This is a genomic window from Thioalkalivibrio sp. ALgr1 (genome assembly GCF_000378285.1).
Lineage (GTDB): Bacteria > Pseudomonadota > Gammaproteobacteria > Ectothiorhodospirales > Ectothiorhodospiraceae > Thioalkalivibrio.
Genome location: NZ_KB905137.1, coordinates 29,682 through 42,929, shown reverse-complemented (window position 1 = coordinate 42,929; position 13,248 = coordinate 29,682). Strand labels below are relative to the sequence as shown.

The window sequence follows — 13,248 nt, the reverse complement described above, 5'->3', positions numbered from 1 at the left end:
CTTTTGAGGGGCCGGGGTGTGAGAACCATCAGCCGGCAGACCAGGGCGTATGTCCGGGGTATCGCTTGTGTGTTCGCGTTGCTGGGTATGGCAACGGCACAGGGCGGAACCCTCAACCTGGCCACCGAGAGTTATCCGCCATTTAACTTCGAGACGCCGGAAGGCGGGCTTGACGGTATCTCTGTGCGCGTGATGAACCAGCTGCTCGAGGAAACCGGGATCGAGGCGGAGATCCGTTTGCTGCCCTGGAGTCGTGCCTACGCCGAGGCGCAGTCGAACCCCGATACCTGCGTGTTCTCCACGACGCGGACCCCGGAACGCGAAGAGCTCTTCGAGTGGGTAGGCCCGCTGGTGGAGAATCAGTGGCATGCCTATGCCCTTGAGGGCTCCGACGTCGCAGCGGAGTCGCTCGATGACCTTCACGACTATCGAGTGGGTGGTTATCGCGACGACGCCGTTGCGTTGTATGTCGAGGCCCGGGGGATTGAGATCGATACCGCCCCCAATGACCGCCTGAACGCGCGCAAGCTCGCGGCCGGCCGGATTGACGTCTGGGTCAGTGGCGAGCACCTCGCACCCTGGTACGCGCGTCTGGAAGAGATCGGCGAACTGCGCTCGCTGTTTGCCTTCAACGACACGGTGATGTCGCTCGCCTGCCACCCGGATACCGATCGCGATCGGCTGGACCGCCTCCAGGCCGCGCTGGATGCCATGCGCGAGGATGGCCGCTACGCAGCGATCGTCAGCGAAGTACTCGAACGTAACGGAGACGCGAATGACTGAGTTCGCCACGCAGCGCGAAGCGGATCGCGGTGGCCTGATCGCCGAGGAGGTGCTGGATTTTCAGCGCAACATGACCCGGCGCGGCATCATCTTTTCGTTCACCGGCTATATCTCCGAAGGCATCCTGAAGGCGCTGGGCGACGCCCTGCGTCAGAAGATCCGGCTGGAGTCGACGGACAACAAGACCGTAAACCGAGTGTTCTCGGTGTTCGTCGAGCAGGTGCAGAACATCATTCGCTACTCGGCCGAACGGATCGAGCACGCGGCGGAACCCCCGGTGGAGCTGAGCTCCGGCATGATTACGGTCGGCTCCGAAAAAGGCCGGTTCTTCGTGATCTGCGGCAATATCATCGCCCGCGAAGACGCGGATACTCTGGGCAGCCGGCTGAGCGAGCTTCAGGGGATGGACAACGAGGCCCTGCGGCGCTTCTACAAGGAAAAGCTGCGCGAGCCGCCGGACGAGGGCAGCAAGGGGGGCAGCATCGGGCTGATCGAGATCGCCCGCCGAGCCAGCGAGCCGATCCAGTTCGACTTCGAGCACCTCTCCGACGCGTATTCCTACTTTGTACTGAAGGCCTACATCTGATGGCAGCACTGGACCCCATTCGACACGAGGCAACGGACCGCACCCCGGAGGTCCTGTTCGATTTCGCGGCGGGGCATTACCGCATTTCCGGCGAGTCCTACCCGGAAGACGCCGCGAGCTTCTATGGACCCCTGACCCAGGGCCTGCGACAGGCGGTCCAGGAGCGGGCCAGCGAGTCGCTGGAGTTCAGCGTCGAGATGATCTACTTCAACAGCTCGACCGCGAAGGCGCTGATGAACCTCTTTCAGATCCTCGAAGACGCCGCCGAGGCCGGCATCAACGTGCGCATCAACTGGTGCTACCACGAAGACGACGAGACGATGGAAGAATTCGGCGAGGACTTTTCCGAGGACTTTGCCCACGCGGACTACCGCATGTGCCCGACATCATGAACGCCTCTCACGACCCCAAGCAGCCAGTGCCGGTGCCAGCGACCGCACGCGACGGCGACGATCCGGAAGCGCTTGCCGACTTCTCTCTGTTCGAGCAGGAGAAGCAGATCATGCAGCGCTCCGAGCAGATGCTGGAAGCGCTGGACGATGTGGCCGAGGGCGTGCGCATGCTCGCCAAGGCCTATTCAGAGAGTTATCGCGTTCAGCGCCGCATGATGCGCATGAGTGATCGGATGCAGCTGGACCTGCAGGCCGCCAACCGTCAGCTGCGCGAGCAGGCCACCCACCTGGAGCAGCTCAACGGTGCACTGTCCGACGAGGTGCGCGAGCGCGAGCGCCTGACGGCCGAGCTCGAGCGCCTGGCGCTGGAGGATGCCCTGACCGGGCTGTTCTCGCGGCGCCGGGTAATGGACTGTGTCGAGGGGCTGGCCGAAACGGTGGGCGATCAGGCCCGCTCGCTCACTGTGATGATGCTCGACCTCGACGACTTCAAAGCCCTGAATGACACCCATGGCCATGCCGCCGGGGATTACGCCCTGCAGAGCTTCGCCGAGATCCTCCGCGGCGAGCTCGGCGCCGATCAGTACGCCGGGCGCATGGGGGGCGAGGAGTTCCTGGTGGTGGCCGCGGACCTCGAGCTTGATGCGGCCATGAGCTTGGCGGAGCGCATCCGCACCACTGTCGAGCAGACGATCCCGCGCTGGAAGGGCGAACCGCTGCATCTGGAGGTCTCGATCGGTCTCGTCGTGACGACCGAACGCTGGCCGGATGCCGGGGCGCTGGTCGCGGCGGCGGATGATCTGCTTTACCGCGCGAAAAACGAAGGCCGTAATCGCGTCGAGGTCCAGTTCCACGGCGAGTCGGTATGACAGAGCCCGGCCCGGCGCGCAGCCGCAGCCTGGTCGCGAAGCTGGCGCTCGCGACCCTGCTGGTTGCACTGGCGCTCAGCCTGCTGGCGAGCGCCTATGTGATCGCGGCCGACTCGCGTGCCTTTCGCGCGGACACCCTGGAACAGATCGAACGGCTGCAACGGCTGGTGGCCCCTCCCGCGGCCGAGGCGGCCTATCAGCTGAATGCCGATCAGGCGGAATCACTGGTGGCGGGCCTGCAGGCCTTTGACGAGATCCACCGCGCCGAGATACTCGACGACTTCGGGCGCACCTTGGCCGAGGTGGAACGCGAAGGTGGCGGCGCCTCCTGGCTTGGGGAACGCCTGTTCGGGGCGGATCGCCAGCACGAGCGCGAACTGCTCCACCCGGACCTGCGCGAAACCAATGGTGCAGTTGGGATGCTGCGTGTGGAGCTCGCCCCCGATGTGCTGGCTGCAGCCCTGATCGAGCGTCTGCGCAATAGCGTGATCACCAGCGTGGTGCAGGCGGTGATCGTCTCGCTGGTCGTCGTACTGCTGTTCTACGGCCTCATGCTGCGCCCGATGCTGCGCATCTCCCGAGCCGTGGCGGGTACCGATCCCGACCATCCGGCCCAGTGGCCGCGCCCCAGCATGGGCCACCATGCGGATGACGAGCTCGGTGCCCTGGACCGCTCGCTCGACCGCCTCCTGAATGCCTTTCAGCAGGGCCTTGATGCGCGGGATGGTGCGCGGGGCGAGCTGAAGGCCCTGAACGAGGACCTGGAGCGCCGCGTGGTCGAGCGTACCCGCGAGCTGGAGGCCGAGAAGCTGGAGACGGAACGTGCGCTTGCGCGGGTCGATGAGGCCAACCGCGAACTCGAGCGCAGCAACCGCCTTGTGGTGGAGAGCATCCGCTATGCGCGGCGCATCCAGACCGCGATGCTCCCGGACAAGCACGCCCTGGACGGACACCTGGACGAGGTGCAGGTCTACTGGGAGCCGCTGCACCTGGTTGGTGGCGACTACTTCTGGCTGGAGGCCATCGACGGGCGCAGCGTGCTGGTGGCCGCGGACTGTACCGGGCATGGCGTCCCCGGGGCATTCATTACCCTGGTGCTGGCCTCGGCGCTGGATCGCATCCTGCATGAACACCGGCTCCTGGAACCGTCGGCAATCCTGCGCGAGATGGATCGGCTGGTGCGCTCGCGCCTGCGCCAGGACGGTCATGACTCGGATTCCGACGACGGATTGGAGGCGGCGGTGTGCGTCTATGACCCGGATGCCCGGACCCTGACCTTTGCCGGCGTGGGGCTGCCGCTGATCATGGATCGTGCGGGACAGGTGGAAGAGATTCGCGGCGTCCGCGGTGGGCTGGGGTATCGCAGCCTGGAGCCCGCGCAGCCGGTGGATCATGTGGTGGCGGTCGAGCCGGGCATGGAGTTCTTCCTGATTACCGACGGAGCCCACGACCATGTGGGTGGCGAGCCGCCCCGACTGTTCGGGCGCCGTCGCCTGCGCCACGTGCTGGCGGAAAAGTCCCCGCGTGACCTGGCCGCCAAGATCGATTCCGTGGTCCGCGTACTGGAGGATTATCGCGGCGGCGAGCCACGGCGTGACGACATGACGCTGGTGGCCTTCCGGCCGCTCGCGGCGGACGCGCAAAACATTCCGCGTGGTGCGGCGGCCGATTGAGCCGTCAGGGGCTCTCTGGTAGCATTTCGGCCGATCTGAGCCGCCCGTGAGCCGTATGAGCGGGGCTACCGTAATTCCCTAGCCAGGTTTCCCGCATGACGCGTTATGTATTCATTACCGGAGGCGTGGTTTCGTCTCTGGGCAAAGGCATTGCATCCGCCTCGCTGGGGGCTATCCTGGAGGCGCGCGGCCTCAAGGTGACGCTGCTCAAGCTCGACCCCTATATTAACGTCGATCCGGGCACCATGAGCCCGTTCCAGCACGGCGAGGTCTTCGTGACCGATGACGGCGCGGAGACGGACCTGGACCTGGGGCATTACGAGCGCTTTGTGCGCATCCGCACCTCGCGGCGCAATAATTTCACCACCGGGCAGATCTACGAGAACGTGATCCGCAAGGAGCGCCGCGGCGACTACTTGGGCGGTACGGTGCAGGTGATCCCGCATATCACCGACGAGATCAAGCGCTCGATCCGCGAGGGTGCGGGCGATGCCGACATTGCGCTGATCGAGATCGGCGGTACGGTGGGCGATATCGAGTCCCTGCCATTCCTCGAGGCGATCCGCCAGATGGGTGTGGAGCTGGGACACGAGAATGCCCTGTTCATGCACCTGACCCTGGTGCCCTTTATTGCCGCCGCCGGCGAGATCAAGACCAAGCCCACGCAGCACTCGGTCAAGGAGCTGCGCTCGATCGGGATCCAGCCGGATATCCTGCTGTGCCGTTCGACCCAGGCGATTCCCGAGGGCGAGCGGCGCAAGATTGCGCTGTTCACCAACGTCGAGGAGAAGGCGGTCATCTCCGCGGTGGACGTGGACAATATCTACAAGATCCCGCTCTGGCTGCACTCGCAGAAGCTCGACGAGATCGTGCTGCGCAAGCTGCATATCGAGGCGCCGCAGGCGGACCTGTCGGACTGGAAGCACGTGGTCAACGCCATGGAGTTCCCGGAGTCCGAGGTCACCGTCGGCATGATCGGCAAGTACGTCGATCTCACCGAGTCCTACAAGTCCGTGAACGAGGCGCTGACCCATGCCGGCGTACAGGTCGGGACGCGGGTGCGTATTCGCTATCTCGATTCGGAAAAGCTCGAAGGCGCGGATGCCGAGATCCAGGGGGAGATGGAAGGTCTGGACGCGATCCTGGTGCCCGGTGGCTTTGGCGAGCGCGGTGTGGAAGGCAAGATCGCGGCCGTGCGCTATGCGCGCGAGCACGGCGTGCCCTACCTGGGTATCTGTCTGGGCATGCAGGTTGCGGTGATCGAGTTCGCCCGTGATCAGGCCGGGCTCGAAGGCGCGCACAGTACGGAGTTTGCCCCGGATACCCCGCACCCGGTGATTGCCCTGATTACCGAGTGGCAGGACCGCGAGGGCCGCATCGAACGGCGCGATGCCGAGAGCGATCTCGGCGGCACGATGCGTCTGGGGGCACAGTCCGCGCGACTGGCCCCGGGTTCGCGGATTGCGGAGGCCTATGGCCGCGAAGATGTCAGCGAGCGCCATCGCCACCGCTTCGAGTTCAACAACGCCTATCGCGAACGGCTGGAGGCAGCGGGCCTGCGCATCTCGGGTGTGTCCGAGTCTGGCGAACTGGTCGAGGCGGTGGAGCTGCCGGGCCACCCGTGGTTCATCGGTTGCCAGTTCCATCCGGAGTTCACCTCGACCCCGCGCGACGGGCATCCGCTGTTTACCGGTTTCATCCGTGCCGCGCGGACCTATCAGGACGAGCGCGAGCCGGAGACCACGACGGCGCTGACGGACTAGCGCGCCGTACGATGACGCTTTGCGGCCGTACCCGGAGGGTGGCGTCCGCCAGACAGGACATTGCATGCAGCTTTGCGGTTTTGAAGTCGGCCTCGACCGGCCCTTTTTTCTGATTGCCGGCCCCTGCGTGATCGAATCCGAGGCGATGGCCCTGGAGACCGCGGGTGCGCTCAAGGCGATCACCGACGAACTGGGCATCCCGTTTATCTACAAGTCCTCGTTCGACAAGGCCAATCGCTCGTCGACGAAGAGTTTCCGTGGTCCGGGCATCGAAGAGGGCCTGCGCATCCTGGAACAGGTGAAGCAGCAGTTGGGAGTCCCGGTGCTGACCGATGTCCACGAGGACACCCCGCTGGACGAGGTCGCGGCCGTGGTGGACGTGCTGCAAACGCCCGCGTTCCTGTGCCGGCAGACGAACTTCATCCAGAATGTCGCGCGCCAGGGGCGCCCGGTGAACATTAAGAAGGGCCAGTTCCTGGCGCCCTGGGATATGGGCAATGTCGTGGACAAGGCGCGCGAGGCCGGCAACGGCCAGATCATGGTCTGTGAACGCGGCGTCTCCTTCGGCTACAACACGCTGATCTCGGACATGCGGGGTCTGGCCCAGATGCGCCAGACCGGTTGCCCGGTGGTGTTCGACGCCACGCACTCGGTCCAGCAGCCGGGCGGGCAGGGCGCGACCTCTGGTGGGCAGCGCGAGTATGTCCCCGTGCTGGCGCGGGCGGCCGTCGCCTCCGGGGTGTCGGGTCTGTTCATGGAGACCCATCCGGATCCCGAGCGCGCCCTCTCGGATGGGCCCAACGCCTGGCCGCTGCCGCGCATGGCGGAGCTGCTGACCACGCTCAAGGCGCTGGATACGGCCGCCAAGGCGCAGCCGTTTGCCGAGGCCGAGTACGGGCTGGGTTGATTCGCGCAGGATTATTTAAGAGTTTCATTTAAGTTCCGCCTCCAACCTTTGGGGCGGATGAGTTTATTTTTCAAGGAGAAAGCATGTCCCAGATTGCGGAGATTCATGCCCGCGAGATCATCGACTCGCGGGGCAACCCGACGGTCGAGGCCGACGTTGTCCTGGATTCCGGCGCGATGGGTCGTGCCGCGGTGCCGTCGGGGGCCTCCACGGGGGCCCGCGAGGCACTGGAGCTGCGCGATGACGAGCCGCGCTATGGCGGCAAGGGCGTGCAGAAGGCCGTGGGCCATGTGAATGGCGAGATCCGCGACGCCCTGCGTGGCATGGAGCTGGACCAGACGGCGGTGGACCGCCGCATGCTTGAGCTGGACGGCACCGAGAACAAGTCGCGCCTGGGTGCGAACGCGCTGCTGGCAGTCTCGATGGCGGCCGCGCATGCACAGGCGGCGGATCGCGAGCAGCCGCTGTTCGAGTCCATGGGCGGCGAGCAGGCGACCCTGCTGCCCGTGCCGATGATGAACATCATCAACGGCGGCGCCCACGCCGACAACAGCGTCGACATGCAGGAGTTCATGATCCTGCCGGTGGGCGCGGACTCCGTGCGTGAGGCCGTGCGCTACGGCGCCGAGGTGTTCCATGCCCTGAAGAAGGTGCTGGGTCAGCGCAACCTGGGGACGGGCGTTGGGGACGAGGGCGGCTTCGCCCCGGATCTGCCGTCCAACTCGGCCGCGATCGAGGTGATCCTCGAGGCCATCCACAAGGCGGGCTTCAAGGCCGGGCAGGACATCTGGCTGGGCCTGGACTGTGCCAGTTCCGAGTTCTATCGCGATGGCCGTTACCATCTTGACTCCGAAGGCAAGGCCTTCTCCGCCGACGAGTTCAGCGAGTACCTTGCCCACTGGGTCGACCAGTACCCGATCCTGACCATCGAGGACGGTATGGCCGAGGACGACTGGGACGGCTGGAAGACCCTGACCGAGCGAATGAGTGATCGCGTGCAGCTGGTCGGCGACGACCTGTTCGTGACCAACACGCAGATCCTGCAGGAAGGGATCGACAAGGGCGTGGCCAACTCGATCCTGATCAAGCTGAACCAGATCGGCACCGTAACCGAGACCCTGGAGGCCATCGAGCTGGCGCGCCAGGCGAAATACACGGCGGTGATCTCGCATCGCTCCGGCGAGACCGAGGACGTGACCATCGCCGATCTGGCGGTAGCCACCGGGGTTGGCCAGATCAAGACCGGTTCGCTCTCGCGCTCGGATCGCGTGGCCAAGTACAACCAGCTGATCCGGATCGAGGAGCATCTGGGATCCCGGGCGCGTTATCCCGGCATGGATGCCTTCAACATCCGGCGATAATCCGCGATTGTTGCGTTTGTCGCGGGTTGGGTTCTCAGCCTGCAGAGCGTCTCCTGTGCCCGGCGGCCAAGGGGCCGTAGAATGCCGGGCATGGAAGCTCGACTCTCTCCCTGGCGGCTGGCCGTGGCGACCGGCCGCGGGAATCGCTGATGCGCTGGTTGCTGATCGGTCTGGCGGTGCTGCTACTGCTGTTGCAGTGGCCGCTGTGGCTGGGAGAGGGCAGCTGGCGCGATGTACGCGACCTGCGCGAGCAGGTAGAGGAGCAGCGTGCGGCCAACGCCGAGCTGGAGCAACGCAATCAGGCGCTGGAGGCCGAGGTACACGACCTGCGTACCGGTACCGATGCGGTGGAAGAACGCGCCCGCCGCGACCTGGGCATGATCCGCGAAGACGAGATCTTCTTCTTTGTGGTCGGCGAGGACGACGACCGGCGTCCAGTGCCGGAGCCGTTGCCAGACCCGGCGCGGGATGTGTCCCCGGGGCCCGCCGAGATCCCGGACCGCGAACGCGAGCCGGCAACCGATACGCTGCCACCCGAGGATCCGTTTGATGGCTGATCCCGACACCAACAACCCCTCCGCGGAACCCGCCTACTGGGCCCTGATCCCGGCGGCCGGCGTGGGCCGCCGCATGGGCTCCGATCGACCCAAGCAGTTCCTGACGCTGGGGTCACGCACCATCCTGTCGCATACCCTGTCGATCTTTCTGGAGCACCCGCGCATTCGCGGTGTGGTCCTGGTGCTGGGGCCGGATGTGGACCCGGACGCGCTGGATCTTCCAACGGCGGGCGGGCGCCTGTTTCGCGTGGCCGGCGGGGCCGAGCGGGCGGATTCGGTCCAGAACGGACTCGACTTCCTGCAGGAACGCGTGGCCCCCGATGACTGGGTGCTGGTGCACGATGCCGCGCGCCCCTGTCTGCCACGCGCGGATCTGGACCACCTTCTGAACGAGCTGCGGGACGATCCGGTGGGCGGTCTGCTGGCCACGCCCAGCACGGATACGGTCAAGTGGAGTGACGAGGATGGGCGCGTCGAGCGCACGCTGGAACGCGCGCGCGTCTGGCGCGCGCTGACACCACAGATGTTCCGCCTGGGCATGCTGCGGGAGGCGAATCGCGCCGCGCGCGAGGCCGGTCACCCGGTGACCGACGAGGCCAGCGCCATCGAATGGCATGGCGCCCGTCCGCGTCTGATCGAGGGCTCGATGATGAACATCAAGATCACCCGGGCTGAGGATCTGGAGCTGGCTCAGCTGTACCTGATGCAGCAGGGGCGACTGGACGGGGGGTTCCGGCCATGAGCCGCATGCGCGTGGGGCAGGGCTTCGACGTGCACGCCTTCGGGCCGGGCGATCATCTGATCCTGGGCGGTGTGCGCATCCCGTTCGATCACGGCTTTGTCGCGCATTCCGATGGCGATGTCCTGCTGCACGCGATTTGCGATGCCCTGTTCGGGGCCGCGGGCCTGGGGGATATCGGCCGCCACTTTCCTGATACCGACGAGCGCTTTCGCGGGGCGAACAGCCGCGACCTGCTGCGCGAGACCCTGCGTCGGATCCAGGAGGCCGGGTGGCGTCCGGTGAACGTGGATGCGACCGTGATCGCACAGGCGCCCAAAATGGCCCCGCATGTCGCGGCGATGGAGGACCACATCGCCGCGGACCTGGGGCTTGCGGCCGATTGCGTGAATGTGAAGGCGACGACCACCGAGCGCCTGGGCTTCACCGGGCGCGGAGAAGGGGTTGCGGCGCAGGCGGTGGTGCTGCTGGAGCCTTCTTCGGGGCTGATGCAGGTATGACGGCGGCTCGATCCCCCAGTGTGCTGGGTCTGGATCACGTCAGTGTCGTGATCGCCGATCTGGAGGCGTCCGCGCGGTTCTATGGCGAGATCCTGGGGCTGCGCCCCGTGGAGCGTCCGGATCTCGGTTTTCCGGGGCTTTGGTATGACCTGGGTGGCGGGCAGACCCTGCACCTGCTGGGTGTGCCCAACCCGGACGCCACCGAACGCCGCGTGCGCGGCGGTCGCGATCGCCACCTGGCGCTGCGCGTGTGTGGTCTGGAAGCTTTGCTGCAACGCCTGGAGAACGCCGGGCATTCGGCCGAGCGCAGCCAGTCGGGGCGACCCGCTGCGTTCGTCCGCGACCCGGACGGCAATACCGTCGAACTGATCGAGGCGGGCTGACACCGCGCGGGTGCGCCGCGCCGGGGCCCCCGCTGCACGAGGAGGGAGCATGGACGGCGAGTACATCCTGGCCCTGGACCAGGGCACGACCAGCTGCCGGGCGATCCTGTTCGATCGTGATGCGTCGATCATCGGCGTAGCCCAGCGCGAGTTTACCCAGCACTATCCGCAGCCCGGCTGGGTCGAGCACGACGCGATGGAGATCTGGGGCACCCAGATCGGGGCGGCGCGCGAGGTGCTGGAGACCCGCGGTATCAAGCCGGCCCAGCTCGCGGCCATCGGCATCACCAACCAGCGCGAGACCACCGTGGTCTGGGACCGCGAGACGGGCAAGCCGATCCACCCGGCAATCGTCTGGCAGGACCGGCGCACCGCCGGTTTCTGCGACGAGATGAAGGCGCGCGGGCTGGAGGAGACGGTCCGCAGCCGCACCGGGCTGGTGGTCGATGCCTACTTCTCCGGAACCAAGCTGCGCTGGCTGCTCGACCATGTAGACGGTGCGCGTGAGCGCGCGGAGCGCGGCGAGTTGCTGTTCGGCACCATGGATACCTGGCTGATCTGGAATCTCACCCGCGGCGAGCGGCATGTAACGGATGTCTCCAACGCCTCGCGCACGCAGTTGTTCAACATCCACGAACTGGACTGGGATGACACGCTGTTGGATGAGCTGGGAATCCCGCGGGCCATGCTGCCCGAGGTCCGTGCCTCCAGCGAAGTGCTGGGCCATACGGGAACCGAGATGTTCGGTGCCAACGAGATCCCCATCGCGGGCGTTGCCGGCGACCAGCATGCGGCGCTCTTCGGGCAGACCTGCTTCGAGCGCGGCATGGCCAAGAACACCTATGGCACCGGCTGCTTTCTGCTGATGAACACCGGCACCGAGCCGGTCACTTCGCACTCGGGCCTGCTCACGACCGTTGCCTGGAGCGTCGATGGCCAGGTCGAGTATGCGCTGGAGGGCTCCATTTTCATCGCCGGTGCCGCGATTCAGTGGCTGCGCGACGAGCTCAAGCTGATCGACTCGGCCGAGGACTCGGAGTACTACGCGAGCAAGGTGGAGGACTCCGATGGTGTGTATGTCGTCCCCGCATTTGCGGGGCTCGGGGCGCCGTACTGGGACATGTATGCCCGCGGGGCCATCTTCGGGTTGACGCGCGGTACGCGCAAGGAACACATCACCCGCGCCACGCTTGACTCGCTGGCCTATCAGACGAAGGACGTGATCGACGCGATGGAGCAGGACTCCGGCATCGCGCTGAAGGGCCTGCGGGTCGACGGCGGTGCCGTCGCCAACAACGTGATGATGCAGTTCCAGGCCGACATGCTCGGGGTGAATGTCGAACGCCCGATGGTCACGGAGTCCACCGCCTTGGGGGCCGCCTATCTGGCCGGTCTGGCCGTGGGCTTCTGGACGCGCGACGAACTGGAGCAAAACAGCCAGCTGGACCGGGTATTCGAGCCGCAGATGGATGCGGCCACCCGCGACCGCTACTACCGGGGCTGGAAGAAGGCCGTAAAGCGTACGATGGGCTGGGCGCGCGAGGACGGCAACGAGGCGAGTGACTAGCGGGCGGGTGACTGGGCCGGCGTGGGCAGGGGCTTCGCCGCCAAGGCGGCTCCCACAGGGGGCAGTGGGTAGAGCGATGACTTTTACCCGGCGCTACCCTGAAGTCTGTGGGAGCGGGCTTGCCCGCGAAAGCCCCTGCCAGAGTCAGACCCTGCCGGATCAGTCGATGCTGGCCGGTTCGGCCGCGAGCTGGCCGGACTGGTAGTCGCTGATCGCCTGCTCGATCTCGTCGGGGGTGTTCATCACGAACGGGCCGTAGTGGGCGATCGGTTCGCCCAGCGGGCGGCCCTTGAACAGCAGCACTCGCGCGTCCTGCTGTGCGATCAGGTGGATCTGCGTCTGCCCGCTCCAGGTGCCCATTTGGCCCGTCTTCAGACCAGTGAGCTCGCCGTCATAGACATAGGCGAGCACCCGGTCTTCCAGCTGGACGGCCAGCGACAGGCGGTAGCCCGCGGGCAGGCTCAGGTCCGCCATGGCCGCACCTTCGCCGATCTGATCCAGCGGGCCTTCGGTATCCCCGGCGCTGGTTTGCCAGGAGCCAGCGATCGCCTTGAAGTGCAGCGGGCCGTCGTCTTCCGGCAGGTGGCGCATCGCGTCGGCGCGCACGTCGCGGTAACGCGGCGGGTCCATCTTGCGCCGTGCCGGCAGGTTCACCCAGAGCTGGAAGCCGTGCAGCCCGTCCGAGTCCAGCAGGGGCATCTCGGAGTGGATGACCCCGCGCCCGGCGCTCATCCACTGCGCCTCGCCGGCCTCCACACGACCCTGGTTACCCATCGAATCTTCGTGGGTCAGGCCGCCATGGACGAGGTAGGTCAGCGTCTCGAACCCGCGATGCGGGTGGGAGGGGAAACCACCGATGTAGTCCTCCTTCGCACTGGCCTTCAATTCGTCCAGCATCAGGAAGGGATCCAGGCCGCCGCGAAAGTCATGGATGCGGCGAATCTTCACACCCGCGCCGTCCTGGGTCGGGTGGGCTGTGCGTACGCTGTCCGGCGGTGTGGGGGTCATGACTTCTCCTAGGGAAACACTGATGAATGTACACGCTCGCGCTCGAGTCGCTTTTGCGTGCGAACAAGGCGCGGTGACCGCCGTGCAGTCATTCTGCACAAGGGAGCCGCAACGCCGTGCGCGCGCAAAAGCGGCCGAGCCCTTGCATTCAATGGCTTGT

14 protein-coding genes are annotated in these 13,248 nt (G+C 66.1%); 13 read left to right on the top strand and 1 reads right to left on the bottom strand.

Features of this window, described 5'->3' with window-relative positions:
- Positions 1–87: 87 nt before the first annotated feature.
- From F466_RS0112050 to glpK, 13 genes are all read left to right on the top strand, one after another.
- Positions 88–783 carry an ABC transporter substrate-binding protein gene (locus F466_RS0112050; protein ID WP_019592657.1) on the top strand — a complete coding sequence of 232 codons (696 nt, stop codon included), beginning with the start codon at positions 88–90 and terminating at the stop codon, positions 781–783.
- The gene (locus F466_RS0112045; RefSeq protein ID WP_018139634.1) at positions 776–1,369 is read left to right on the top strand and encodes a SiaB family protein kinase; all 594 of its coding nucleotides are present in this window, start codon (positions 776–778) and stop codon (positions 1,367–1,369) included. Before F466_RS0112050 ends, F466_RS0112045 begins: the two co-directional genes overlap by 8 nt.
- Positions 1,369–1,761, top strand: coding sequence for a DUF1987 domain-containing protein (locus tag F466_RS0112040; protein WP_018139635.1), 393 nt, complete (start codon positions 1,369–1,371; stop codon positions 1,759–1,761). The genes F466_RS0112045 and F466_RS0112040 overlap by 1 nt, the downstream gene beginning before the upstream one ends.
- Positions 1,758–2,630, top strand: coding sequence for a GGDEF domain-containing protein (locus F466_RS0112035; RefSeq protein WP_051068182.1), 873 nt, complete (start codon positions 1,758–1,760; stop codon positions 2,628–2,630). The genes F466_RS0112040 and F466_RS0112035 overlap by 4 nt, the downstream gene beginning before the upstream one ends.
- On the top strand, positions 2,627–4,303 hold the full coding sequence (locus tag F466_RS0112030) for a PP2C family protein-serine/threonine phosphatase (RefSeq protein WP_018994230.1): 1,677 nt from the start codon (positions 2,627–2,629) through the stop codon (positions 4,301–4,303). Before F466_RS0112035 ends, F466_RS0112030 begins: the two co-directional genes overlap by 4 nt.
- A gap of 95 nt (positions 4,304–4,398) precedes the next feature.
- On the top strand, positions 4,399–6,066 hold the full coding sequence (locus tag F466_RS0112025) for a CTP synthase (protein WP_018139638.1): 1,668 nt from the start codon (positions 4,399–4,401) through the stop codon (positions 6,064–6,066).
- A 64-nt stretch (positions 6,067–6,130) separates the two neighbouring features.
- Positions 6,131–6,973 (top strand): 3-deoxy-8-phosphooctulonate synthase, encoded by an 843-nt coding sequence (gene kdsA, locus F466_RS0112020; protein ID WP_018994229.1) that lies wholly within the window; start codon positions 6,131–6,133, stop codon positions 6,971–6,973.
- Between the two features lie 83 nt (positions 6,974–7,056).
- Entirely contained in the window at positions 7,057–8,334 is a 1,278-nt protein-coding gene (eno, locus tag F466_RS0112015; RefSeq protein WP_018994228.1) for a phosphopyruvate hydratase, read from the top strand.
- 149 nt (positions 8,335–8,483) lie between these two features.
- Positions 8,484–8,891 carry a cell division protein FtsB gene (ftsB, locus tag F466_RS0112010; RefSeq protein ID WP_018139641.1) on the top strand — a complete coding sequence of 136 codons (408 nt, stop codon included), beginning with the start codon at positions 8,484–8,486 and terminating at the stop codon, positions 8,889–8,891.
- Positions 8,884–9,633 (top strand): 2-C-methyl-D-erythritol 4-phosphate cytidylyltransferase, encoded by a 750-nt coding sequence (ispD, locus tag F466_RS0112005; RefSeq protein ID WP_018994227.1) that lies wholly within the window; start codon positions 8,884–8,886, stop codon positions 9,631–9,633. Before ftsB ends, ispD begins: the two co-directional genes overlap by 8 nt.
- Positions 9,630–10,130, top strand: coding sequence for a 2-C-methyl-D-erythritol 2,4-cyclodiphosphate synthase (gene ispF / locus F466_RS0112000; protein ID WP_018862913.1), 501 nt, complete (start codon positions 9,630–9,632; stop codon positions 10,128–10,130). Before ispD ends, ispF begins: the two co-directional genes overlap by 4 nt.
- Positions 10,127–10,513, top strand: coding sequence for a VOC family protein (locus tag F466_RS0111995; RefSeq protein WP_026296459.1), 387 nt, complete (start codon positions 10,127–10,129; stop codon positions 10,511–10,513). The genes ispF and F466_RS0111995 overlap by 4 nt, the downstream gene beginning before the upstream one ends.
- A gap of 49 nt (positions 10,514–10,562) precedes the next feature.
- The gene (gene glpK, locus F466_RS0111990) at positions 10,563–12,080 is read left to right on the top strand and encodes a glycerol kinase GlpK (protein ID WP_018994226.1); all 1,518 of its coding nucleotides are present in this window, start codon (positions 10,563–10,565) and stop codon (positions 12,078–12,080) included.
- Between the two features lie 159 nt (positions 12,081–12,239).
- Here glpK and F466_RS0111985 read toward each other — a convergent pair whose 3' ends face one another.
- A complete protein-coding gene (locus F466_RS0111985) occupies positions 12,240–13,088 on the bottom strand; it encodes a pirin family protein (protein WP_018994225.1) in 849 nt (282 codons plus the stop codon).
- Between the last annotated feature and the right edge of the window lie 160 nt (positions 13,089–13,248).